This window comes from Xanthobacter sp. DMC47, assembly GCF_056313845.1.
Genome location: NZ_JBQUZM010000001.1, coordinates 547,962 through 569,531, shown reverse-complemented (window position 1 = coordinate 569,531; position 21,570 = coordinate 547,962). Strand labels below are relative to the sequence as shown.

General features: G+C 68.8%; 19 protein-coding genes and 1 riboswitch. Of the genes, 6 read left to right on the top strand and 13 right to left on the bottom strand.

Annotated elements, in window-relative coordinates:
• Positions 1-7: 7 nt before the first annotated feature.
• The 10 genes from ACT54R_RS02715 to ACT54R_RS02670 all read right to left on the bottom strand — a co-directional run bounded on the left by ACT54R_RS02715 (position 8) and on the right by ACT54R_RS02670 (position 11,097).
• Complete coding sequence (locus ACT54R_RS02715) at positions 8-616, bottom strand: K(+)-transporting ATPase subunit C (protein WP_476323280.1); 609 nt, start codon at positions 614-616, stop codon at positions 8-10.
• Positions 617-628: 12 nt separating this feature from the next.
• Positions 629-2,692, bottom strand: coding sequence for a potassium-transporting ATPase subunit KdpB (gene kdpB / locus ACT54R_RS02710; RefSeq protein ID WP_476323277.1), 2,064 nt, complete (start codon positions 2,690-2,692; stop codon positions 629-631).
• 16 nt (positions 2,693-2,708) lie between these two features.
• Complete coding sequence (locus ACT54R_RS02705) at positions 2,709-2,840, bottom strand: hypothetical protein (protein WP_476323275.1); 132 nt, start codon at positions 2,838-2,840, stop codon at positions 2,709-2,711.
• Position 2,841: 1 nt separating this feature from the next.
• Positions 2,842-4,551: a potassium-transporting ATPase subunit KdpA gene (gene kdpA / locus ACT54R_RS02700; protein ID WP_476323272.1), complete on the bottom strand. Its 1,710-nt coding sequence runs from the start codon at positions 4,549-4,551 to the stop codon at positions 2,842-2,844.
• Positions 4,552-4,561: 10 nt separating this feature from the next.
• Positions 4,562-4,651, bottom strand: a complete 90-nt coding sequence (locus tag ACT54R_RS02695; protein ID WP_394028108.1) for a K(+)-transporting ATPase subunit F — start codon at positions 4,649-4,651, stop codon at positions 4,562-4,564.
• Between the two features lie 414 nt (positions 4,652-5,065).
• Positions 5,066-5,761, bottom strand: a complete 696-nt coding sequence (locus ACT54R_RS02690; RefSeq protein WP_476323268.1) for an alpha/beta hydrolase — start codon at positions 5,759-5,761, stop codon at positions 5,066-5,068.
• Between the two features lie 123 nt (positions 5,762-5,884).
• Positions 5,885-6,607: an ABC transporter ATP-binding protein gene (locus ACT54R_RS02685; RefSeq protein WP_476323265.1), complete on the bottom strand. Its 723-nt coding sequence runs from the start codon at positions 6,605-6,607 to the stop codon at positions 5,885-5,887.
• A gap of 10 nt (positions 6,608-6,617) precedes the next feature.
• Positions 6,618-8,609 carry a branched-chain amino acid ABC transporter ATP-binding protein/permease gene (locus ACT54R_RS02680; RefSeq protein ID WP_476323262.1) on the bottom strand — a complete coding sequence of 664 codons (1,992 nt, stop codon included), beginning with the start codon at positions 8,607-8,609 and terminating at the stop codon, positions 6,618-6,620.
• A 5-nt stretch (positions 8,610-8,614) separates the two neighbouring features.
• On the bottom strand, positions 8,615-9,514 hold the full coding sequence (locus tag ACT54R_RS02675) for a branched-chain amino acid ABC transporter permease (protein WP_168460822.1): 900 nt from the start codon (positions 9,512-9,514) through the stop codon (positions 8,615-8,617).
• A gap of 362 nt (positions 9,515-9,876) precedes the next feature.
• Positions 9,877-11,097: an ABC transporter substrate-binding protein gene (locus ACT54R_RS02670; RefSeq protein ID WP_476323258.1), complete on the bottom strand. Its 1,221-nt coding sequence runs from the start codon at positions 11,095-11,097 to the stop codon at positions 9,877-9,879.
• Between the two features lie 327 nt (positions 11,098-11,424).
• Positions 11,425-11,624, top strand: a riboswitch (cobalamin riboswitch).
• A 104-nt stretch (positions 11,625-11,728) separates the two neighbouring features.
• Here ACT54R_RS02670 and ACT54R_RS02665 point away from each other — a divergent pair.
• Genes ACT54R_RS02665 through ACT54R_RS02650 form a run of 4 tightly spaced genes read left to right on the top strand, consistent with a single transcriptional unit; the run spans position 11,729 to position 16,364 of the window.
• Entirely contained in the window at positions 11,729-13,717 is a 1,989-nt protein-coding gene (locus tag ACT54R_RS02665; protein ID WP_476323255.1) for a TonB-dependent receptor plug domain-containing protein, read from the top strand.
• 45 nt (positions 13,718-13,762) lie between these two features.
• Positions 13,763-14,626, top strand: coding sequence for an ABC transporter substrate-binding protein (locus tag ACT54R_RS02660; protein ID WP_476323252.1), 864 nt, complete (start codon positions 13,763-13,765; stop codon positions 14,624-14,626).
• Positions 14,626-15,612 (top strand): FecCD family ABC transporter permease, encoded by a 987-nt coding sequence (locus ACT54R_RS02655; protein ID WP_476323249.1) that lies wholly within the window; start codon positions 14,626-14,628, stop codon positions 15,610-15,612. The genes ACT54R_RS02660 and ACT54R_RS02655 overlap by 1 nt, the downstream gene beginning before the upstream one ends.
• Positions 15,609-16,364, top strand: coding sequence for an ABC transporter ATP-binding protein (locus ACT54R_RS02650; RefSeq protein WP_476323246.1), 756 nt, complete (start codon positions 15,609-15,611; stop codon positions 16,362-16,364). The genes ACT54R_RS02655 and ACT54R_RS02650 overlap by 4 nt, the downstream gene beginning before the upstream one ends.
• Before the next feature lie 9 nt (positions 16,365-16,373).
• Here the strand turns inward: ACT54R_RS02650 and ACT54R_RS02645 are convergent, their stop codons facing one another.
• The 3 genes from ACT54R_RS02645 to hflK are packed head-to-tail and all read right to left on the bottom strand — an operon-like array spanning position 16,374 to position 19,564.
• Positions 16,374-17,516, bottom strand: coding sequence for a YjbE family putative metal transport protein (locus tag ACT54R_RS02645; RefSeq protein ID WP_476323243.1), 1,143 nt, complete (start codon positions 17,514-17,516; stop codon positions 16,374-16,376).
• Between the two features lie 39 nt (positions 17,517-17,555).
• A complete protein-coding gene (gene hflC / locus ACT54R_RS02640; RefSeq protein ID WP_476323240.1) occupies positions 17,556-18,479 on the bottom strand; it encodes a protease modulator HflC in 924 nt (307 codons plus the stop codon).
• On the bottom strand, positions 18,476-19,564 hold the full coding sequence (gene hflK, locus ACT54R_RS02635; protein ID WP_168460803.1) for an FtsH protease activity modulator HflK: 1,089 nt from the start codon (positions 19,562-19,564) through the stop codon (positions 18,476-18,478). Before hflK ends, hflC begins: the two co-directional genes overlap by 4 nt.
• A 456-nt stretch (positions 19,565-20,020) precedes the next feature.
• On the opposite strand from hflK, the gene uppP reads away from it, so the two are divergent.
• Together uppP and ACT54R_RS02625 are read left to right on the top strand one after the other, a co-directional pair.
• A complete protein-coding gene (gene uppP / locus ACT54R_RS02630) occupies positions 20,021-20,893 on the top strand; it encodes an undecaprenyl-diphosphatase UppP (RefSeq protein ID WP_476323236.1) in 873 nt (290 codons plus the stop codon).
• Between the two features lie 71 nt (positions 20,894-20,964).
• A complete protein-coding gene (locus ACT54R_RS02625) occupies positions 20,965-21,567 on the top strand; it encodes a cation efflux transmembrane domain-containing protein (protein WP_476323233.1) in 603 nt (200 codons plus the stop codon).
• Positions 21,568-21,570: the final 3 nt, after the last annotated feature.

The window sequence follows — 21,570 nt, the reverse complement described above, 5'->3', positions numbered from 1 at the left end:
GCCTGTTCTATTTTGCGCCGGCGAAGCGGTCCAGCGCCAGATTGAGGGCGAGCACGTTCACCTTGGGCTCGCCGAGGAGGCCGAAGGTGGGCGCCTCGGTCTCGTGCGCCACCAGCCGGCGCAGCACGTCCTCGTTAAGGCCGCGCGCCTTGGCGATGCGCGGTACCTGGAACAGGGCGGCCTCCGGCGAGATGTCCGGATCGAGTCCGGAGGCGGAGGTGGTGACGAGATCGATAGGCACCGCCGCGCCGGGATTCTCGGCCTTCAGGGCCGCCATGTCGCCCTTCACCCGGTCCATGAGGGCGGGATTGGTGGGGCCGAGGTTCGAGCCCATGGAATTGGCGGCGTTGTAGGGCTGCGGCACGGTCTTGGAGGCATCCGCCGGGTCGGCGCCGGTGGTGGCGGAGGGCCGGCCGTGGAAGTAGCGGTCGGACGAGAAGTTCTGGCCAATGAGGGCGGAGCCGACCACGGTGCCGTTCTTCTCGATGAGGCTGCCATTGGCCTCAACGGGGAACAGCACCTGCGCGGCGCCGGTCATGGCGAGGGGGTAGGCGAGGCCGGTGATCCCCGTCAGCAGCACGAGAAGCACGAAGGCGGGGCGAAGAGTGTTGAGCATGATGGGCTCTCCTCAGACGAGGTGCAGGGCGGTGACGGCCACGTCGATCAGCTTGATGCCGGCGAACGGCACCACGATCCCGCCGAGGCCATAGATGAGCAGGTTCCGCTGGAGCAGCGCCGCCGCGCCGATGGGCCGGAACTTCACCCCCTTCAGCGCCAGCGGAATGAGGGCGATGATGATGAGCGCGTTGAAGATGATGGCCGAGAGGATGGCGCTCTGCGGCGACGCGAGCCCCATCACGTTCAGCGCGCCGAGCTGCGGGTAGAAGGCCACGAACATGGCCGGGATGATGGCGAAATACTTCGCCACGTCGTTGGCGATGGAGAAGGTGGTGAGCGATCCGCGCGTCATCAGCAGCGCCTTGCCGATCTCCACGATCTCGATGAGCTTGGTCGGGTCGCTGTCGAGATCCACCATGTTGCCGGCCTCGCGGGCGGCCACCGTGCCGGTGTTCATGGCGACCCCCACATCCGCCTGGGCGAGCGCCGGGGCGTCGTTGGTGCCGTCGCCGCACATGGCCACGAGCTTGCCCTTGGCCTGTTCGTCGCGGATGAGCTTCAGCTTCGCCTCGGGGGTGGCCTCGGCGAGGAAGTCGTCCACGCCCGCCTCGGCGGCGATGGCGGCGGCGGTCAGCGGGTTGTCGCCGGTGATCATCACCGTGCGGATGCCCATGCGGCGCAATTCGGCGAAGCGCTCGCGGATGCCGCCCTTCACGATGTCCTTCAGGTAGATGACGCCCAGCACCTTGCCGTCCCGTGCGACGGCGAGCGGGGTGCCGCCGGCCTTGCCGATCTCCTCGGCGATGGCCTGCACCTCGCGCAGCGTCTCCGGCGAGAGGGGACGGGTGCCCGCGCCGGACGCCTGGAGATCCTTGAGGATGGCGTCCACCGCGCCCTTGCGGATCACCGCGCCGTCCACATCCACGCCGCTCATGCGGGTCTGGGCGGTGAAGGGCACGAAATGGGCGTTGAGGGTGGCCATGTCGCGGCCGCGGATGGCGTATTTCTCCTTGGCCAGCACCACGATGGAGCGACCCTCGGGCGTCTCGTCGGCGAGGGAGGCGAGCTGCGCGGCATCCGCCAGCTCTTGCGGGCTCACGCCGCGCACGGGGCGGAATTCCGCCGCCTGCCGGTTGCCCAGGGTGATGGTGCCGGTCTTGTCGAGGAGCAGGGTGTCCACGTCGCCCGCCGCCTCCACGGCGCGGCCGGACATGGCGAGCACGTTGAAGCGCACCAGCCGGTCCATGCCGGCGATGCCGATGGCCGAGAGCAGCGCGCCGATGGTGGTGGGGATCAGCGTCACGAACAGCGCCACCAGCACGACCACGGAGATGGTGCCCCCCGCATAGGCGGCGAAGCTCGGGATGGAGGCGGTGGCGAAGACGAAGATCAGCGTCATGCCCGCGAGCAGGATGTTGAGGGCGATCTCGTTGGGCGTCTTCTGCCGCTCGGCGCCCTCCACGAGATGGATCATGCGATCGAGGAAGGTGGAGCCCGCCGCCGCCGTGATGCGCACCTTGATGTGGTCGGAGATGACCGTGGTGCCGCCGGTGACGGCCGAGCGGTCGCCGCCGCTCTCGCGGATCACCGGGGCGCTCTCGCCAGTGATGGCCGCCTCGTTCACCGAGGCGACGCCCTCCACCACCTCGCCGTCGGAGGGGATGACGTCGCCCGGCTCCACCAGCACCACGTCGCCGACCTTGAGGGAGGTGCCGGGCACCTCCTGCCAGTCAATGCCGGTGCCGGTGAGGAGCTTCGCCTGCGTCTGCGTGCGGGTGCGGCGGAGCGAATCCGCCTGCGCCTTGCCGCGCCCTTCCGCCACGGCTTCCGCGAAATTGGCGAACAGCACGGTGAACCACAGCCACAGGATGATCTGGAAGGAGAAGCCGAGGCCGCTCCCTCCCGTCGCGAGGTCACGCACGAAGAGGATTGTGGTGAGGAGGGCGACCACCTCCACCACGAACATCACCGGGTTCTTCACCATCGCGCGCGGATCGAGCTTCTTGAACGATGCGCCGATGGCCGGCACCAGGATGGCCGGGTCGAGGATGCTGCTGGAACGGGGCTTGGCCATGGATGGCTCCCGGAAATCAGGGTTTGCCGACAACGAGCGCCACCATCTGGACGGCGGCGACGAGGACGAAGGCGGCGAGGGTCAAAAGGAGGATGAGTTCGGAGGTGCGCAGGGCCGGAGCCCGCGCGGGTGGGGCGCGGCGTGCCATCTCAGCCCCCGAAGGTCTGGCCGGCTACGGCCGCCAGGTGCTCCACGATCGGCCCGAGCGCGAGCGCCGGGAAGAAGGTGAGGCCGCCGACGATGAGGATGACGCCCACCAGCAGCCCGACGAACAGCCCGCCATGGGTGGGGAAGGTGCCCGCCGAGGCCGGCACGGTCTTCTTCGCCGCCAGCGATCCCGCCAGCGCCATGGCCGGCACGATCATCATGAAGCGGCCGATGAACATGGAGACGGCAAGCGTCACATTGTAGAAGGGCGTGTTGCCGGAGAGGCCGGCGAAGGCCGAGCCGTTGTTCGCCGTCGCCGAGGTGAAGGCGTAGAGGATCTCGGAGAAGCCGTGCGGGCCGGGATTGCTGATGGCGGCCACCGTTCCCGGCAGCACCGTCGCGACCGCGGTCCAGCCGAGCATCATCAGGGGCAGGACGAGGATGGCGAGCATGGCCATCTTCACCTCCTTGGCCTCGATCTTCTTGCCGGCATATTCGGGCGTGCGGCCCACCATGAGGCCGGCCACGAACATGGCCACCACCACGAACAGCAGCATGCCGTAGAGGCCCGCGCCCACGCCGCCGACGATGATCTCGCCCAGCTCCATGTTGATGAGCGGGATCATGCCGCCGAGCGCCGTGAAGCTGTCGTGCATGGCGTTGACCGCGCCGCAGGAGGCGGCGGTGGTGATGACGGCGAACAGGGCGGACGCGACGATGCCGAAGCGCACCTCCTTGCCTTCCATGTTGCCACCCGTCAGCCCCAGCGCGTTCAGCCCCGGTGTGCCGGCCGCCTCCGCCCAGTAGGTGACGGCGACGCCCGCCACGAAGATGACGCCCATGGCGGCGAGGATCGCCCAGCCCTTGCGCACGTCGCCCACCATGCGGCCGAACACGTTCGTCAGGCCGGCGCCCAGCGCGAAGATGGAGAGCATCTGCACGAAGTTGGAGAGCGCGGTGGGGTTCTCGAACGGGTGGGCGGCATTGGCGTTGAAGAAGCCGCCGCCATTGGTGCCGAGCATCTTGATGGCCACCTGCGAGGCCACGGGGCCGACCGCGATGGTCTGCTTCGCGCCTTCCAGCGTGGTCGCGTCCACATAGGGGCCGAGCGTCTGCGGGATGCCCTGCCACACCAGGAACAGGGTGTAGGGGATGCAGAGCGGCAGCAGCACGTAGAGGGTGCAGCGGGTGACATCCACCCAGAAATTCCCCACCGTCTGCGCCGACGCGCGGGAGAAGCCGCGGATCAGCGCCACCGCCAACGCGATGCCGGTGGCGGCGGAGAGGAAGTTCTGGTGGGTCAGCCCCAGCATCTGCGCGAGATAGCTCAGCGTGCTCTCGCCGCCGTAGTTCTGCCAGTTGGTGTTGGTGAGGAAGCTGACGGCCGTGTTCAGCGACAGGTCCGGCGGCATCCCCGCCATCTCCTGCGGGTTCAGCGGCAGGAGGTCCTGCAGGCGCAGGATCGCATAGAGCATGAGGAAGCCGGCCACGTGGAACACCAGCATGGCGAGGGTGTAGCCGAGCCACGTCTGCTCACGCTTCGGGTCCACGCCGGCGAGGGCATAGAGGGCGCCTTCCACCGGGCGAAGGACGGGGGAGAGGAAGGTGCGCTCGCCCGCGAACACGCGGGTCATGTAGCCGCCAAGCAGCGGGGTGAGCGCAAGGATGATCGCGCAGAAGAGGGCGATCTGGATCCAGCCATTGAGGGTCATCGGGGCCTCCTCAGAACCGCTCGGGCTTCAGCAGCGCGAGGGTGAGGTAGAAGAGGAGGCCCAGCGTGATGAGGCCTCCCAGAGCAAAATCGAGGGTCATGGAGTTTTCCTTCGATACGGCGGCAAGTGCGGCCTGTATTCGGCCGGCGCTAGAGCCGCTCGCAGGCGTAGCCGTAGCCGATGGCCAGGGCGAAAAGACCGGCCGCCAAGGCGAGCATCAGAATGTCGAGCATGAGACCTGAGCCTCTAAAGGTGTCGGGCCGCGAAGACGCGGGAAGACCTGCGTTGCGGTCGGCCGCAGCGCATGGGAGCTTTCACACGGCGCCGCTCAGCGAGGGAAAGGTGTCACCTTGCGCATAAAGATTCGAGACGGGCCGCTCGGGGCCAGAATAAAAATCGCATAAAGAAAAGCGCGGGGCCGGAGCGCTTCCGGACACACAAAAAGGGCGCCCATTGGGGCGCCCCTCATGCCATCTCAGATCGGTGGGTCGGGCGCGCCGGAACGAGCGCGGCCCTACCGCGCGAACGCGGCCGCCGCAGCCACCACGTCCCCGTCGATGCCGTTGAAACCGTGGTAGGCCATGGCTTCGCAGGGGTTCCCCTCGCTCTGGCCGCCGTCCAGCCACACCACGCGCGCCTTGCCCTTCGCCCAGGCCAGGAAGGGCTCGACTCCCGCCGGCAGCGTCCGCTTGCAGCCGTCCTGCCGATGCTCGATCACGAGGGTCGGGGGCAGGGCGGCCGGCGATCCGAGGATGTTCGCCACGTTCTCGCGGTCGCCGGAGGCGTCGCTGAGAAATCCGGAGGTCAGCACCAGCTTCGCAGGGCGGGCACCTGCCGCGATGCCACGGGCGGCCCTTTGGGTGCCCCGGCTGGTGGCGATGAGGGTGACGGGGCCGTAGTGCGCCATCATCTCGACGGCTGCCGCCACGTTCACATCCCCCTCGGGTACAAGAACCGCAAGGCCTCGCGCGGCATAGGCGTTGCGGGTCCGCACCAGCTGGTTGCCGCCACGGGCGATGCTGCCGTCGGCGCCGACCCCGATATGGCCATCGCTACCGGCCAGCAGCACCACGGCCCCATGGGGCTTGGGCGGCATCAGCAGGGCCGCGTTGACCCCGTTCACGGACACGCCCGTGACCTTGATGTCGGACGCGTGCGCCGCGCCGCCACAAGACAGCACCACCAGAGCCGCCGCCAACAGTCGCCGCATCCCCATCCCCCGTTCCGGGCGATCGCCCGCTGCGCCCCGGATGCCAAAGCCTAGCTTCATGGCACCCGGAACGCTACCGAGGTAGGGATAATTGCCGTTACAGGTTGGTGCGGTCCAACGATCTCAATGGGCGTGGCCGAGATAGGCGGCGCGCACGGCGGCGTCGTTGCGCAGGGCTTCGGCCGGGCCCTTGGCGGCGACGCGGCCGTTTTCCAGCACATAGCCGAAGTCGGCCACCTCCAGCGCGGCGGCGGCGAACTGCTCCACCAGCAGCATGGTAATCTTCTGCTCCTTGAGCCGCGCGATGGTGGCGAACACCTCCGCCACGAGGCGCGGGGCGAGGCCCATGGAGGGCTCGTCCAGAAGCAGCACGCGCGGGTTCAGCATCAGCGCGCGGGCCATGGCGAGCATCTGTTGTTCGCCGCCGGAGAGGGTGCCGGCAAGCTGCGCGCGGCGCTCGGCAAGGCGCGGGAAGAGCGCGAACATGCGGTCGAGGTCGCCCTCCACGTCGCCGCGCTCCCGCGCCCCGGTGAGGCGGGGGAAGGCGCCGAGCAGAAGGTTGTCCTTCACGCTCTGGGTGGGGAACACGCGCCGCCCCTCGGGCGAGTGGGCGAGGCCCTTCTTGGTGATCTTGAAGGAGGGCTGGCCGGTGAGATCCTCCCCGGCGAGGCGCACCGTGCCCGATTCCGGCACGATCATGCCGGAGATGGCACGCAGCGTGGTGGTCTTGCCGGCGCCGTTGGAGCCGATGAGGGTGACGAGCCGGCCTTCCTCCACCTTCAGGGAGAGGCCGTGCAGCACCTTCACCTTGCCGTAGCCGGCGACGAGATCGTTCACTTCGAGCATGGCGATCTCCTCATTCCGCCGCAGCGGCGGCGCCGCCGAGATAGGCCTCGATGACGCGCTCGTTGGCCTGCACCTCGGCCGGCTTGCCCTCGGCGATCTTCTGGCCGAAATCGAGCACCGTCACCGTGTCGCACAGGCCCATCACCACATCCATGTGATGCTCGATGAGCACGATGGTGAGCCCCGCGTGGCGCACCTTCTTGATGATCTCCACGAGGTGCTTGATATCAGGCGCGGTGAGGCCGGCGGCGGGCTCGTCGAGCAGCAGCAATGCGGGGTCGAGCGCCAGCGCGCGGGCGATCTCCAGGAGGCGCTGCTTGCCGTAGGGCAGGTTGCGCGCCTCCTCGTTGGCGAGGTCCGCGAGGCCGACGAAGTGGAGGAGGCTCATGGCCCGCTCGCGCGCCGCCTTCTCCTCTCGCCGGATGCGCGGCAGGCCCAGCGCCACCTCGGCGAAGGTCGCCTGATAGGTGTGGTGGAGACCCACCAGCACGTTCTCGATCAGCGTCAGCTCGGCGAAGAGCTGGACGTTCTGGAAGGTGCGCGCGATGCCCTCGCTGGCGATGTCGGAGGAGGTCTTGCCGGTCATCGCCTGCCCCTTGAACCGGACGGCACCGGCGGTGGGCACGTAGATGCCGGTGAGCACGTTCATCATGGTGCTCTTGCCCGAGCCGTTCGGGCCGATGAGGCCATGGATGCTGCCGGGCTTCACCTCGATGGACACCTGATCCAGCGCCCTCAGGCCGCCGAACTGCATCACCACATTGTCCACGTGGAGCAGCACGCCGGAATGGCCTTCGTGCGAGGCGGTGACGGCCTTGCCGTGGGTATCGGCATGGATGACCGCGTGGGCCTGCACGAGGCTCGGCCAGAGCTGGGCGGCAGCGCGCTTGAGGAAGCCGACGATGCCCTCCGGCAGGTAATAGACCACGAACAGGATCATCACGCCGAACACGGCGAGCTTGTAGTCCGTGATCTTCTGCAGCAGCAGCGAGAAGGCGAAGAAGGCGAGGCACAGCACCACGGGGATGGCGTTGCGCACCCGGTTCTCCGGGTCTTTCACGAAGGCCCGCGCGCCAGCGATGACGGCGATGAGCGCGATGGTGCCGGCGATGTAGCGGAACAATTCGATGTCGGAGAGGAGGTTCGGCAGGAACACGATGATGACCGCACCGAGGATGGGCCCCAGCCGCGACTTGCGCCCGCCCACCGTGACCGCCAGCAGGAACTGCACGGACAGCTCGAAGCCGAAATTGTTCGGCGCGATATACTGCTCCGAATAGGCGAACAGCGCCCCCGCGAGCCCGGCGAGGCCGGCGGAGACCACGAAGGCCAGCACCTTGTGCTTGTAGACCGACACGCCCATGCAGTCCGACGCGATGGGGCTGTCGCGCAGCGCCTCGAACGCCCGGCCGAGGTGGGAGGCGAGGATGCGGTTGATGACGATGAGGGTCAGCACCAGCGCGATGGCGGCGATGTAGTAATATTCCACTTCCTTCATGCGCTTGAGCGACATGTCGAACAGCGGAATGGTGTCGCCCAGCGAGCGCAGGTCGATGAAGAGCGGCGTCGTCAGCTTGATGCCGAGCGGCCCGTTGGTGAGGTCCGTCATCTCGTTGATGAGGATCTGCACGATGGTGCCGAAGGCCAGCGTCACCATGGCGAGATAGGGGCCGGTGACGCGCAGCGCCGGCAGCGCCAGCACCACACCGAACAGCGAGGCGACGACGATCGCCAGCGGCAGCGCCGGCCAGAAGCCGATGCCGAAATGCATGGCGAGGCAGCCGGCCGTGTAGGCGCCGATGCCGAACAGCGCGGCATGGCCGATGGACACCTCGCCCGTATAGCCGAACACCACGTCGAGCCCGAGCAGCAGGATCGAGAAGATGGCGATGGTGACGAGCAGGTGCAGGTAATAGGGGCTCGTCACCACGAAGGGCAGCACGACGAGCACCGCGAGGCCGAGGAGCGACCCCGTGGAGGAGAGGAGGCGGCGCGCGAGCATGGGGCTCAGACCTTCTTGATGGTGGCGCGGCCGAACAGGCCCGAGGGCTTCAGCGAGAGCACCAGCAGCAGCAGGACGAGGCCGGGCACGTCCTTGTATCCGGTGGAGATGTAGTAGCCGGTGAGCGTCTCGGTGATGCCGAGGATGAGGCCGCCGACGATGACGCCCATGCCGCTCGACAGGCCGCCGATGATGGCCACCGCGAACGCCTTCAGCCCCAGCACCGCGCCCATGGTGGCGCCGGTGAGGGTGACGGGGGCGATGAGCACGCCGGCGAAGGCCGCGGTCATGGAGGAGAGCGCGTAGGAGAAGGTGATGACGCGCCGCGTGTCGATGCCCATCAGGCCCGCCGCGTCGCGGTCATTGGCCGTGGCCACCACGGCCTTGCCGAAGATGGACCGCCGGTTGAAGATTTCCACCGCCAGCATGATGGCGAGGGCGCCGATGACGATGGCGATCTCCATGGGCTGGATGCGCACCGGCCCGATGGTGAGGGCAGCCTCGGGCAGCGGGGAGGGGAAGCGCAGCGCATCGCGGCCCCAGATGTTCTCGGCGAGATTGCGGAAGATGATGCCCAGCGCGATGGTCGCCATGATCCAGCCGGCTTCGGACTTCGCCTTCACCGCCTGCCGCACGCCGAGCCATTCCACCACCGCGCCCTGCGCGAGGCCGAAGGCGAAGACGATGGGCAGCATGAGCAGATAGGCCCAGAGCGTGCCGAGCGCCTGGCCGATGAGGAAATTGATGGTGGTGAGGCCCACCAGAGCCCCCAGCATCAGGGCCTCGCCCTGGCCGAAGTTCAGGGTTTTCGAGGTGGCGAAGGTGAGCTGGTAGCTGAAGGCGATGACGCCGTAGATCATGCCCACGGCGATGCCGCTCACGATGAGCTGCGACAGGATGTTCATGACGGTCTCCGGAAGGGGGCGCGGCCCCCGCGTCGGGGCAGGGTTCCGGGCAAACCGGCCGCCGCGCTCGTTGGCGCGGCGATCCGAATGGTGTGTGGGCGAGTGGGGAGGGGTGGCGGTCGGGGGTGACGAAGCCGACCCTCCACCCAGTGCCGTCATGCCCCGGCTTGGCCGGAAGTCGGCTGTTGCCGATTTCCGTCTCTGGCGTCGGAACCCGGCAACAGCCGGGTTCCGGGGCATCCACTGCGCCGCTTGGCCGGCTCCATCCGGTCCGGCAGCGCCCCCGGCCTATCCGTGGATTCCCCGGACAAGCCGGGGAATGACGGTGCGGTGGGGCGCCACCCGGAACCCGAGCCCTCGCCTCAGTTCTTGGTCTTCACCCGCACCGCCTTGTCGCCGGCGATGTCTTCGGGGTGGGCGGCCACCACGCGGCCGTCCTTGACGAGGCCGAACACCGGGATGTTCGAGGTGATGGCCTCGTGGTCGGTGGCGGAGAAGGGCTTGTCGTAGACGGTCACGACGCCCTCGACCTTGGTGTTGAGGTTTTCCAGCGCCTCGCGGACCTTGCGGCCGTCGGTGGAGCCCGCCTGCTTGATGGCGGCGGCGAGCAGCAGCACCGAGTCATAGCCCTGCGCGGCCGAGACCGGCGAGGGCATGCGGTCGATCTTGTAGGCGGCCTGGTAGGCCTCGATGAACGCCTTGCGCTTGGGGGTATCCGGCAGCTGGATGAAGGTCTGCGGCATCATCGCGCCGTTGCCGTTGGCACCGGCGGTGTCGATGAAGTTGGCCATGGACAGCGTCCACGAGCCGATCATCGGCACCTTCCAGCCGAGCTTGGCCATGCCGTTGGCGATCTGCGCCAGCTCGGGGCCGATGGCGTAGGTCAGCACCACGTCGGCGCCGGCTTCCTTGGCGCGCAGCAGCTGCGCGGTCATGTCGGTGTCGCCGATGTTGAACTTCTCTTCGGCGACCGGCTTCACGCCCATGGTGGCGAGCGCCTTCACCAGATCGGCGCGGCCAAGCTGGCCGTAATTGGTGCTATCGGCGAGGATGGCCGGCTTCTTGAAGCCCTGCCGCTTCACCGCTTCCTCGGCGATCATGGCGCTCTGGATGGCGTCATTGGCGGAGGTGCGGAAGATGTAGTTGTTCTTGTTGTCCGGCGGCACGAACTGCTTGGAGATCAGGGTGCCGGTGGCCACGTTGTTGATGACCGGAATCTCGGCTTCCTGATAGAAGCGCTGGGAGGCGAGGGCGACGCCGGTGTTGATGTAGCCGAGGGTAGCGACCACGCCTTCCTTGTTGATCAGCTCCTGGGCGATCTGCACGCCCACCTCGTTCTTCGCCTCGTCGTCGCGCTCGACGAGCTGGAGGGGACGGCCCAGCACGCCGCCGGCCTTGTTGACCTCTTCCACGGCGAGCTTCACGCCATCGCGCATGCTGACGCCCATGGAAGACGAGCCGCCGGTGAAGGGGCCGGTGAGGCCGATCTTGATGGGGTCGGCGGCGTAAGCTGCGCCGGAAACGGCAAGCCCGAAAACGGCAACGCCTGCGGCCAAAGCCGCGACCATGCTCCTCAGTCGCATCTTCTACTCCCTGTGTTCCCGATTATTCGGTTATTATACTTTGGTAGTACCCGCCCGCTCGTTGGCGGCGCGGCTCTCAATCGTTTAAGCGAATTGAGCGGGGTGCGCCACCATAACCTAGCGGAATGTTGGGTGCGGCCTTTGCTGCTGCCGTTTTTGCAGGCAGCCGCGCCCTCGCGATACGGATGTCGCGTGATTTCGGACCACGCATTTTTGAAGCAATGAGCAAGATGTGATCGGGCGATACGCCGTCCGGCGCGGTCTTCCCGCAGTTGCTCTCAGGCTTTCGCGCTTGCGAAGGATTCGTTGACGCGGGGTCCGGCCGCCGCCTATGGTCGGACCGACGGTTCCCGCAAGGGATCAAAAGGGAACGCGGTGCTCCGGTCTTGCCGGAAATGCCGTGGCTGCCCCCGCAACTGTAAGTGGCGAGTCCTCTGCCATCAGCCACTGGGTCGCACGACCTGGGAAGGCGGCAGCAAGGGCGATGACCCGCGAGCCAGGAGACCTGCCGTCAGCCGTGGTCATGCGCGAGCACGTCGGGCGGGGTTCTCCTGATGGCGGTTTTTCCGGCCTGCCGCGGCCGGGATGCCTCGTTCGCGGTGACGGACCACCCGTGCCGTCGAGTTTCCTCATGCCGTCCGCCGTTCACTCCCGATCTCGCCGCGCCCTGCCGGCCGCGGCCTTGCTCACGCTCGCCTGTGTCCCGCTTGCCTGCGTTCCCCCCGCCCGTGCCCAGACGGCGGACGACCAGAATGCCGGCGATCTACCCACCATCGTCGTCAGCGCCACCGGCATCCCCACACCCGAAACCGAGGTGGCGAGTTCCGTCAGCATCGTCACGGAGCAGGACATCGCCCGCAACCAGCAGCGCACCCTGCCGGACGTGCTGCAATCCCTACCCGGCCTCAACGTGGTGCAGACGGGCGGTCCGGGCGGCACCACCTCGGTGTTCATCCGGGGCACCAATTCCAACCATGTGAAGGTGCTGATCGACGGCATCGACGCTGGCAACCCGGCCGCTACCAACGGCGCCTTCGATTTCGGCAAGCTGCTCGCCTCCGATCTCGAACGGGTGGAGGTGCTGCGCGGCCCGCAGTCCGGCCTTTATGGCTCGGACGCCATCGGCGGCGTCATCTCCATCACCACCAAGAAGGGGGAGGGGCCGCCCAAGGTGACGGCCTATGTGGAGGGCGGCGCGCTCGGCACCTTCAACCAGTATGCGAGCCTCACCGGCTCCACCGAAAAGCTCGCCTATTCGTTCAACGTCACCCACTTCTCCTCCACCGATATTCCGGTGACGCCGCAGACCGTCGGCCCGCCCATCTGGCCGCGCAATCCCAACGCCTACGACAACTGGACCTATTCCACCCGGCTGGACTGGCAGGCCACCGAGACGTTCGCGGTGAATTTCGTCGCGCGCTACATCGACACCAGCCTCGCCTTCACGCCGGATACTTATCCCCCGCCCACCTACGAAGGCCTTCCGGCGGCGCTACGGTCCACGGCCTATACGGGCATGTTCTTCACCAAGGGGGAGGGCGTGTGGACCGCGCTGGACGGCGCCCTCGTCACGACCTTCGGCGCCAGCGAGATGACCTCGTCGAGCCCCACGGTGGGGCCGAATCCGGACGTGAACGGCACCTATGACGGCGACCGGCAGGTCTATTATGTCCGCTCCAACTATCTGGTGGCGCCGGGCCAGAACCTGCTGGTGGGCGCCGAGCGGCGGAACGAGGCCATGACCTCCTCCACCGCCTATACCGCTGTGGATGCCTCCACCGGCGACACGGGCGTCTACGCCGAGTATCAGGGCAACCTCTGGAACCGGCTCTTCTTCGCCGCCAACGTGCGCTACGACGCGGACGACAGCTTCGGCGACCACACCACCTTCCGTCTCGCCCCGGCGCTGCTGTTCGACGAGACGGGCACCAAGCTGAAGGCGAGCTACGGCACCGGCTTCAAGGCGCCGACCCTCTACCAGCTCTATGCGCCCTATTACGGCAATGCGAGCCTCCAGCCGGAGGAGAGCGAGGGCTGGGATGCGGGCTTCGAGCAGAAGGCGTTCGGCGAGCGCGTGCTGTTCGGGGTGACATACTTCCACAACAACATCACCAACCTCATCAGCTACGATCCGGTGACGTACCAGAACGTCAACATCTCCAGCGCCGTGTCGCAGGGTGTGGAGGCGTTCGTGGCGGTGAAGGTGACGGACCGCATCGATGCGCGGGTGGACTACACCTACACCAACGTCGTGGGCTATGTGCCGCCCGGCCAGCCCTTCGGCGCCGCCTGCGCGCCCATCGATGCCACCTCCTGCTATCCCCTGCGCCGGCCCAACAACAAGGTGAGCCTGACGCTGGGCTGGCGGCCGACCGACGAACTCGATCTGGCGGCAAGCCTCGTCTATGCGTCCTCCTGGTGGGACATCGTGCGCCTCACCTCGAACTACATCGACCAGCCCGGCTACACGGTGGTGAATCTGGCGGCGAACTACCGGCTCAATGCCGCCACCACCGTGTTCGGGCGCATCGACAATCTGTTCAACCAGACCTACGAAAACCCCAACGGCTTCCTCGCCCCCGGCTTCGGCGCCTATGGCGGGGTGAAGCTCACGTGGTGAGGCGCGCATGGTGAGGGTTCGGTGAAAGGCGCGGCGGCCGGACTGATGCTCGCGGCTCTTCTGGCCTGCGCCCCGGCGCGGGCGGAAGAGACGCACGTCCGGCCCCGCGTCGTCTCCTTGAACCTCTGCTCGGACGAGCTGGCCCTGCGGCTCGCCGATCCCGGGCAGGTGCTCTCCGTCACCCATCTGGCGCGCGATCCGCTCTCGTCCAACGTGGCGGACCTTGCGCGCGGCGTGCCCGTCAATCGCGGGCTGGCGGAGGAGGTGGTGCCGCTGAAGCCGGACCTCGTGCTGGCCGGCGCCTACACCGCCCGCAACGCCACCGCCATGCTGCGCCGCCTCGGCTTCGAGGTGGTGGAACTGACCGATCCCGAAACCCTCGAAGAGGCCTACGCCCAGATTCGCATGGTGGCGGCGCGCCTCGGCGTGCCGGAGCGGGGCGAGGCCATGGTGGGGCAGATGCAGGCGGCGTTCGTGCGTCTGCCGCCGGTCGCGGGACCGCGCCCGACCGCCGTGGTGCTGCGCCCCAACGGCTTCACCACGGGCCGCGGCTCGCTGGCCGACGAACTGATGGCGAAAGCCGGCCTCGCCAACCTCGCGAGCCGCCTCCCCACGGATAAGATGGGCCAATTGGCGCTGGAGGAGATCGTCCGCGCCGCGCCCGATCTCGTGGTGGTGAATGCCGATGAGGCGGCGCCGCCCTCGCTGGCGGACGCGCTGCTGCATCATCCGGCGCTTGCGCCCTTCAAGGGCCGCACGCTGGCCCTGCCGCTCAGGCTGTGGACCTGCGCCGGGCCGGACCTCGCCGAGGCGGCGGCGCTGCTCGCGGCGGCGCGGGCGCGCCTCTCCGGGCCGGAAGCAGCGCGGCCCTCCGGCCTGCATCACGCAGCCGCCGAGGGGGCGCGCTGATGCCCTCGCGCGCGGTCCTTGCCCTCGGCCTCCTGGTCGCGGTGTTGTTCTGCGCCTCGGTGGCGGTGGGCTATGCCCCGCTCGACCTTGGCGGGGCGTTCGGCGATCTCCTCGCCGGCCGGCCGAGTGTTGCGGCGCTGGTGCTCTCGGAACTGCGCCTGCCGCGCGCCATCCTCGGCGCGGCGGTGGGCTTCAGCCTCGGCCTCACCGGGGCGGCGTTGCAGGGGCTGATGCGCAATCCCCTCGCCGATCCCGGCGTCGTCGGCGTCTCCGGCGCGGCGGCGCTGGGGGCAGTCATCGCCTTCTATTTCGGCTTCTCCACTTCCTTCGCGCTCGCCTTGCCGCTGGGCGGACTGATGGGCGCGGCGGCGGCCACCGCCGTGCTCCTCGCCCTCGCGGCACGGGGGGCGGGGACGGTGATGCTGATCCTCGCCGGCGTCGCCCTCTCCAGCCTCGCTGGCGCGCTCACGGCGCTGGCGCTGAACCTGGCGCCCAGCCCCTATGCGGCGCTGGAGCTGGTGTTCTGGCTCATGGGCTCGCTGGCCGACCGCAGCCTCGTGCACGTGGCGCTGGCGCTGCCCTTCATGGCAGTCGGCTGGGTTCTGGTGCTCCGGACCGGACCGGCGCTCGATGCGCTGACACTGGGGGAAGATGCCGCCGAAAGCCTCGGCTTCCCCTTGCGCCGGGTGCGCCTGCTGGTCATCGGCGGCACGGCGGCGGCGGTGGGGGCGAGCGTGGCGGTGGCGGGGGCCATCGGCTTCGTCGGGCTCGTGGTGCCGCATCTGGTGCGCCCGCTGGTGGGCCACCGGCCGGGCCGGCTTCTGGCCGCGAGCGGGCTCGCCGGCGCGGCGCTGACCCTTGGCGCGGATATCGTGGTGCGCCTTGTGCCCACGCGGCCAGAGTTGCAGCTCGGCGTGGTGACAGCGCTCATCGGCGCGCCCTTCTTTCTGTTCCTCCTCGCGCGTTTACGGGGGATGGAGGCATGAGGCTCGCCGCCCGTTCCGTCACTGTCGCGCGCGGCGCCGCAACGCTTGTGCGCGACCTCAGTCTGGAGGTCGAGGGCGGCACCTTCCTCGGCCTCCTCGGCCCCAATGGCGCCGGCAAGACCAGCCTGATGCGCGTGCTGGCCGGCCTTGAGGCGCCAGCCTCCGGCCATGTGCTCTATGACGGCCGCAGCGCTGGCGACATCGGCCGGCGCGGGCTCGGCCGGACCATCGCCTATCTCCCGCAGGATGGCCGCATCCACTGGCCCTTGCCGGTGGAGGAGGTGGTGGCGCTGGGGCGCCTGCCCCACGGCACGGCGGCGGTGGACGCGGCCGCGCGGCGGGCCATGGCGGCGGCCGGGGTGGAAGGCCTCGCCCGGCGCTCGGCGGATACCCTTTCCGGCGGCGAGCGGGCGCGGGTGCTGCTCGCCCGCGCGCTGGCGGTGGAGGCGCCCATCCTCCTCGCCGACGAGCCCTCCGCCGCGCTCGATCCGCTCCACCAGCTGGAAGTGATGGCCCTGCTGCGCGCCACCGCCCGGCGGGGCGCGGTGGTGGTGGCGGTGCTGCACGACCTGACGCTGGCCGGCCGCTTCTGCGATCGCCTCGCGCTGATGAAGGACGGCCGGCTCCTTGTGGAGGGAACGGCGGCGCAGGTGCTGGACGATGCCCATCTGGCTGAGGCCTTCGGGGTGGACGCCGTGCGCCTCACCCATGCGGGCGAGACGGTGGTGCTGCCATGGGCGCGGCGGGATTAGAGCCGGGCCTCAGCCCACCCCGTGGGCCATGATGAGCACGCTGATCATCACCACGGCGATGAGGCAGAAGAGCCCGATCAGCCCGTAGATCATCACCTTGTCCGAATAATCGGGCGCAGGCGGCAGGTTCTGGGTGGGCCGCCGCACCGGCGCGGCGGGACGGGGGCGCGGCGGGACGGGGGCGGGGGCGATGACGGGTTCGGCGGGGCGAGCAGGCTCGGCCACGGCTGCCGCCATTGCCACGGGGGCTGTCACCGCCACGGGCGCAGGGGCGGAGACGGCCATCGCCAAAGGGGCGGGCGCCGGGGCTGCCACCGTCACCGGTGCAGGCACCGCCGGGGCTATTGCCACGGGGGCAATGACGGGGGCCGAGACGGGCGCGGGCGCCGCGCGCGCCGGCAGGAGGCGCGCGCGCTTCGGCGGCGCCGGCGCCTTGTTCCCGTCCCCGGCCATGCGCGCATCCGCCGTGAAGCGGGCGTTGGCGACCACGAAGATGGCGGCGGCGGGCGGAACCAGCACGAACAGCGCTTCCGCATTGGCCGCTACCCAGCCGGACCAGAGCGGATCGCTGACGATGAGGCTGCCCGCGATCCAGCCAAGGAAGGCCGTGCCGATGAAGGTGAGGGCGGGAATGTGCTTCATCGCCTCGGCCATCACGAAGCTGCCGAAGAAGATGAGCGGCACGGACAGAAGCACGCCACCCACCAGATAGGAGAGATGGCCTTCCGAGACGGCGGCGAGGGCCACCACATTGTCGAGGCTCATGATGGCGTCGGCGATGAGGATGACCAGCGCCGCCCCCAGCAGCCCGCCCCCCTGTCCCAGGGAGGGGTCCAACTCCACCTCCCGCTCGCCCTCGCGCCGGCGCCGGTATTCCCCCACCAGCAGATTGATGGAGATGACCGCCAGCAGCAGCCCGCCGCCGATCTTCAGCAGAGGGATGGCCATCAGCGTGCCGGCGAGGGCCGCGATGACAAGCCGGAAGAAGACAGCCCCCGCCGCCCCGAGCACCACCGCCTTGCGCACCTGCGCCACCGGCAGGCTGCGGCAGGCAAGCGCGATGAGCAATGCGTTGTCGCCGCTCAGCAGCAGGTCGATGAGGAAGATCTTCAGGCTCGTGCCGAACCAGGAAAGGTCAGCGCCGAGGTCCATGGCCGGATGTCCTTCTCGAATGCGTCGGGGCGGGGCCGGTCACGGCTTCTGGGTGCTGGCTGCGGGCGTGCCTTTGGCCGGTCCGCCCGTGCCATCGGCGAGGGTCGGCCCGCGCGTCAGGGCGCCGAGAAAGTCGGCGTCGGGCGAGAGCAGCAGCATGGGCGAGGCGCCCGCCAGCGTCTGCTTGTAGGTCTGCTGGGTGCGCAGGAAGGTGTAGAAGGCGGGGCTGTGGTCATAGGCCTCGCCGAGGATCTGCGAGGCCTTGGCGTCGGCCTCGCCGCGCGCGATCTTGGACTTCTGCTGTGCCTCCGCGAGGATCACGGTGCGCTGGCGGTCGGCGCGGGCCTGGATCTCCTGCGCCCACTCGAAGCCCTGCGCGCGCAGTTCCTTGGCCTCGCGCTGGCGCTCGGACTTCATGCGGTCGTAGATGGCCTGGCTGGTCTCGGCGGGCAGGTCGGCGCGCAAGAGGCGCACGTCCACCACGTCCACGCCCAGCGCCCGGCTGCGCTCGATCACTTCGTTGCGGATCTTGTCGATGATGCGGTCGCGCTCCGTGGAGAGAAGGTCCACGAGCTTGGCCTGTCCCAGCTCCCGTCGCACCGCCGAATTGACGATCTGCGCGATCCGCGACTGACCCTGCTCGATGCCGCCCACCGCCTGGTAGAAGGCGAGCGGATCGTTGATGCGGAAGCGGGTGTAGGTGCTCGCCTCGATGCGCTTCTGGTCGCCGAGGATGATCTGCTCGGCGGGCGGCTCCAGCGAAATCAGGCGGCGCTCGAAAGTGATCACCGTGTCGATGAACGGCGCCTTGAAATAAAGCCCCGGCTTGTCATCGACGGCGATGGGCATGCCGAGGCGCACCACCAGCGCGCGCTGGGTCTGCTGCACGGTGAAGGCGAAGGAGGAGGCGAAGGCGACGAGGAGGATGCCCACCCCCAGCGCGATGAACCCGGCGCGCTTCATTTGGCGCCTCCCGCGCTGGCCTGATCCGCGACGGGCGGGGCGGGGAGGGCGGCGGCGCGCTTGTCCGCCTCGGTGAGGGGCAGGTAGGGCACGATGCTGCTGCCGTGGGCCGATAGGTCCACGATGACCCGGCCGGAATGCTTCAGCACCTCGTCCACGCCTTCCAGATAGAGGCGGCGCAGGGTCACGTCCTTGTGCCGCTCATAGGCGGCCTCCACGGCGAGGAAGCTCTGCGCCTCGCCCTTGGCGAGGTCCACCGCCTGCTCGCCGTAGGCCTGCGCCTCCTGCACGATGCGCTCCGCCTCGCCGCGGGCGCGGGGCAGGATGTCGTTGCGGTAGGCCTCGGCCTCGTTGCGGGCGCGCTCCTGGTCGGCCCGGGCGCGCTGCACGTCGTTGAAGGCGTCGATGACGGCGGCGGGCGGATCGATGCGCAGCAACTGCACCTGCGTGATGACGATGCCGGCCTGATATTTGTCCAGCAGGCGCTGGAGCACGACTTCCGTCTGCTGGGCGATCTGCTGGCGCTTGTCGGAGAGCGCCGCCTGAATGGGGTTCTGGCCGATGACTTCGCGCAGGGCGCTCTCGGCGGTGACGCGCAGGGTGCCTTCTGCATCGGCGACGTTGAACAGGAACTGGCCGGCGTCGCGGATGCGCCAGAACACCACGCAGTCCACCTCGACGATGTTCTCGTCGCCGGTGAGCATCTGGCTGCGCTCGCGCCGTCCGTCGCGGGAGCCGAGGACCATCTGGTTGATCTGGGTGGTCTTGGGCAGGAGAATGGTCTCGATGGGATAGGGCCAGTGGTAGTGGACGCCCGAGGGCTCCGTCGCCACCCACTGGCCGAAGCGCAGCACGATGCCTTGCTCGTCCGGCTGCACCCGGTAGAAGCCGCTCGCCGCCCACAGCACCGCGATGAGCCCCACCGCCACCAGCGCCCCGCGCCGCCCGAAATGGGGCAGGCGCAGCATCTCCGACACCTGCTCCCGCGCCAGCCCCTCGAAGGGCTGCGGGCGCGCCGGTTCGGGCACGGCCACAGGCGGCGGGGGCGCTTCTTCGGTGGGCGGGACGGCTTCAATATTCGCCATTCAGGCTGACCTCAGGTCAGGTAATATTTGATATTACCTAAAGTAATGGGCGGCGCAGGCCCAATGGATGGCGACGGACCATAGAAGATTTCAATCTCCATTCGCAATTGCTCCGGTCGGTCGCGAGGTGCGGCATCTCGCGACCCCCGCGCGAGAGCGAGGATGGAGAAGATTGTTATTAAATCACAATGCTTTGTCCGGAGCTGGCCCGTCATCCCGGGCGCTGTGAAGCGCGGCTTCCGTTCCGCGAGGTGATCCACCGGGAGGAGCCGGCAACCGCCGCGCCGCAAGACTTCCGCAGCGGCACTGCGGTGACAACGCGCACCCCGCAAGGTTCCGTCGCGCGCGCGAAGCAGATAGCAAGGGACGCCTGTCTTCGCGCGCGCTTGCTCTTCCTTGTGCGCACGGCCTTCCGCAGGCGCCACGCCGACCTCACAGCAAGCGGAAATCGACACCATGGCCAGCGTCTGCACCAATGGGGTGGACACCGGGTTCGTCGCCCTCGGCACCGGCAAGGTCGCCGTCCTCGGCGTCGTCCAGGGCATCACCGAGCTTCTGCCCATCTCCTCCACGGCGCACATGCGCCTCGTGCCGGCGGTGCTCGGCTGGCCCGATCCCGGCTCCGCCTTCTCGGCGGCCATGCAGCTCGCCGCCTTGTTCGCGGTGGTGACCTATTTCTGGAGCGACCTGCGCGCGCTCGCGTGCGGCACGATCTCGTCGGTGCGGACGGGGGATTTCAGCGCCCATGCGCCCAAGACCGTGCTCGGCATCATCCTCGGCACCATCCCCATCGTCATCGCCGGCGTGCTCTTGAAGAGCAAGCTGAACGCCTGCGGCTCCTCCTTCCGCGAATTGTGGGTCATCGGCGCGGCGAGCCTCGTCATGGGCCTCTTGCTGGGCATCGCCGAAATGACCAGCCGCCACACCCGCACCTTCGCGCAGATCAAGCTGCCGGACGCTCTGGTGGTGGGCCTTGCGCAGGTGGGCGCGCTCATTCCCGGCGTGTCGCGCTCGGGCTCGACGCTGACGGCGGCCATGTTCCTCGGCCTGCGCCGGGAGGATGCCGCCCGCTTCTCCTTCCTGCTCGGCCTGCCGGCCATCTTCGCGGCGGGCGTGAAGGAACTCTTGGAGCTGCACCATGCCGGCCTCGACATGCAGGGCTGGGAAGTGCTCGGCGTCGGCCTCGTCACCGCCTCGCTCTCCGCCTTCGTCGCCATCTGGACGCTGATGCGGGTGATGGAGCGGCTCTCGTCCTGGCCCTTTGTGTTCTACCGCATCGGCATGGGCGTGTTCCTGCTGGTGGCCGTGTGGCGGGGCGTGCTCTCCTGAGCGCTCGACAGGCGGCGCGCCTTGCGTAACCCTGCGGCAGGATCGCAGGGCATGACGATCGAGGGGGCGCGATGACGGGGGCTGAGGTTTCTGACCATGGCGGCCTGCGCCGGACGGTGCTGGTGGTGGCGCTGGCGAACCTCGCCTATTTCGGCGTGGAGTTCGCGGTGGCGCTGGCCATCGGCTCGGTCTCGTTGTTCGCGGACAGCGTGGACTTTCTGGAAGACGCCAGCGTCAACCTCCTGATCTTCGTCGCCCTCGCGTGGTCGGCACGGGCGCGGGCGAAGGTGGGCATGGCGCTGGCGCTGATCCTGCTCATTCCCGGCCTCGCGACGGTGTGGACCGCCTGGGACAAGTTCCTCGATCCGGTGGCGCCGCAGCCCCTCGCCTTGTCCCTCACCGGCCTCGGCGCGCTGGCGGTGAACCTCACCTGCGCCTTCCTGCTTGCCCGCTACCGGAACCATCGCGGCAGCCTGACGAAGGCCGCTTTCCTCTCCGCCCGCAACGACGCCTTCGCCAATGTGGCGATCATCGTGGCCGGTGCCGTCACCGCCTTCCTGTGGCGCTCGGCGTGGCCGGACCTCATCGTCGGCCTCGCCATCGCCGCCCTCAACCTCGATGCCGCCCGCGAAGTGTGGGAAGCCGCCCGCGGGGAGCATCGCGCCGAGCCGTGAGGG

Excerpts from the sequence above, each read along its gene's own strand:
- ACT54R_RS02715 (WP_476323280.1), bottom strand. The coding sequence starts at position 616 with ATGCTCAACACTCTTCGCCCCGCCTTCGTGCTTCTCGTGCTGCTGACG.
- kdpB (WP_476323277.1), bottom strand. The coding sequence starts at position 2,692 with ATGGCCAAGCCCCGTTCCAGCAGCATCCTCGACCCGGCCATCCTGGTG.
- ACT54R_RS02705 (WP_476323275.1), bottom strand. The coding sequence starts at position 2,840 with ATGGCACGCCGCGCCCCACCCGCGCGGGCTCCGGCCCTGCGCACCTCC.
- kdpA (WP_476323272.1), bottom strand. The coding sequence starts at position 4,551 with ATGACCCTCAATGGCTGGATCCAGATCGCCCTCTTCTGCGCGATCATC.
- ACT54R_RS02695 (WP_394028108.1), bottom strand. The coding sequence starts at position 4,651 with ATGACCCTCGATTTTGCTCTGGGAGGCCTCATCACGCTGGGCCTCCTC.
- ACT54R_RS02690 (WP_476323268.1), bottom strand. The coding sequence starts at position 5,761 with ATGCGGCGACTGTTGGCGGCGGCTCTGGTGGTGCTGTCTTGTGGCGGC.
- ACT54R_RS02685 (WP_476323265.1), bottom strand. The coding sequence starts at position 6,607 with ATGCTCGAAGTGAACGATCTCGTCGCCGGCTACGGCAAGGTGAAGGTG.
- ACT54R_RS02680 (WP_476323262.1), bottom strand. The coding sequence starts at position 8,609 with ATGCTCGCGCGCCGCCTCCTCTCCTCCACGGGGTCGCTCCTCGGCCTC.
- ACT54R_RS02675 (WP_168460822.1), bottom strand. The coding sequence starts at position 9,514 with ATGAACATCCTGTCGCAGCTCATCGTGAGCGGCATCGCCGTGGGCATG.
- ACT54R_RS02670 (WP_476323258.1), bottom strand. The coding sequence starts at position 11,097 with ATGCGACTGAGGAGCATGGTCGCGGCTTTGGCCGCAGGCGTTGCCGTT.
- ACT54R_RS02665 (WP_476323255.1), top strand. The coding sequence starts at position 11,729 with ATGCCGTCCGCCGTTCACTCCCGATCTCGCCGCGCCCTGCCGGCCGCG.
- ACT54R_RS02660 (WP_476323252.1), top strand. The coding sequence starts at position 13,763 with ATGCTCGCGGCTCTTCTGGCCTGCGCCCCGGCGCGGGCGGAAGAGACG.
- ACT54R_RS02655 (WP_476323249.1), top strand. The coding sequence starts at position 14,626 with ATGCCCTCGCGCGCGGTCCTTGCCCTCGGCCTCCTGGTCGCGGTGTTG.
- ACT54R_RS02650 (WP_476323246.1), top strand. The coding sequence starts at position 15,609 with ATGAGGCTCGCCGCCCGTTCCGTCACTGTCGCGCGCGGCGCCGCAACG.
- ACT54R_RS02645 (WP_476323243.1), bottom strand. The coding sequence starts at position 17,516 with ATGGACCTCGGCGCTGACCTTTCCTGGTTCGGCACGAGCCTGAAGATC.
- hflC (WP_476323240.1), bottom strand. The coding sequence starts at position 18,479 with ATGAAGCGCGCCGGGTTCATCGCGCTGGGGGTGGGCATCCTCCTCGTC.
- hflK (WP_168460803.1), bottom strand. The coding sequence starts at position 19,564 with ATGGCGAATATTGAAGCCGTCCCGCCCACCGAAGAAGCGCCCCCGCCG.
- uppP (WP_476323236.1), top strand. The coding sequence starts at position 20,021 with ATGGCCAGCGTCTGCACCAATGGGGTGGACACCGGGTTCGTCGCCCTC.
- ACT54R_RS02625 (WP_476323233.1), top strand. The coding sequence starts at position 20,965 with ATGACGGGGGCTGAGGTTTCTGACCATGGCGGCCTGCGCCGGACGGTG.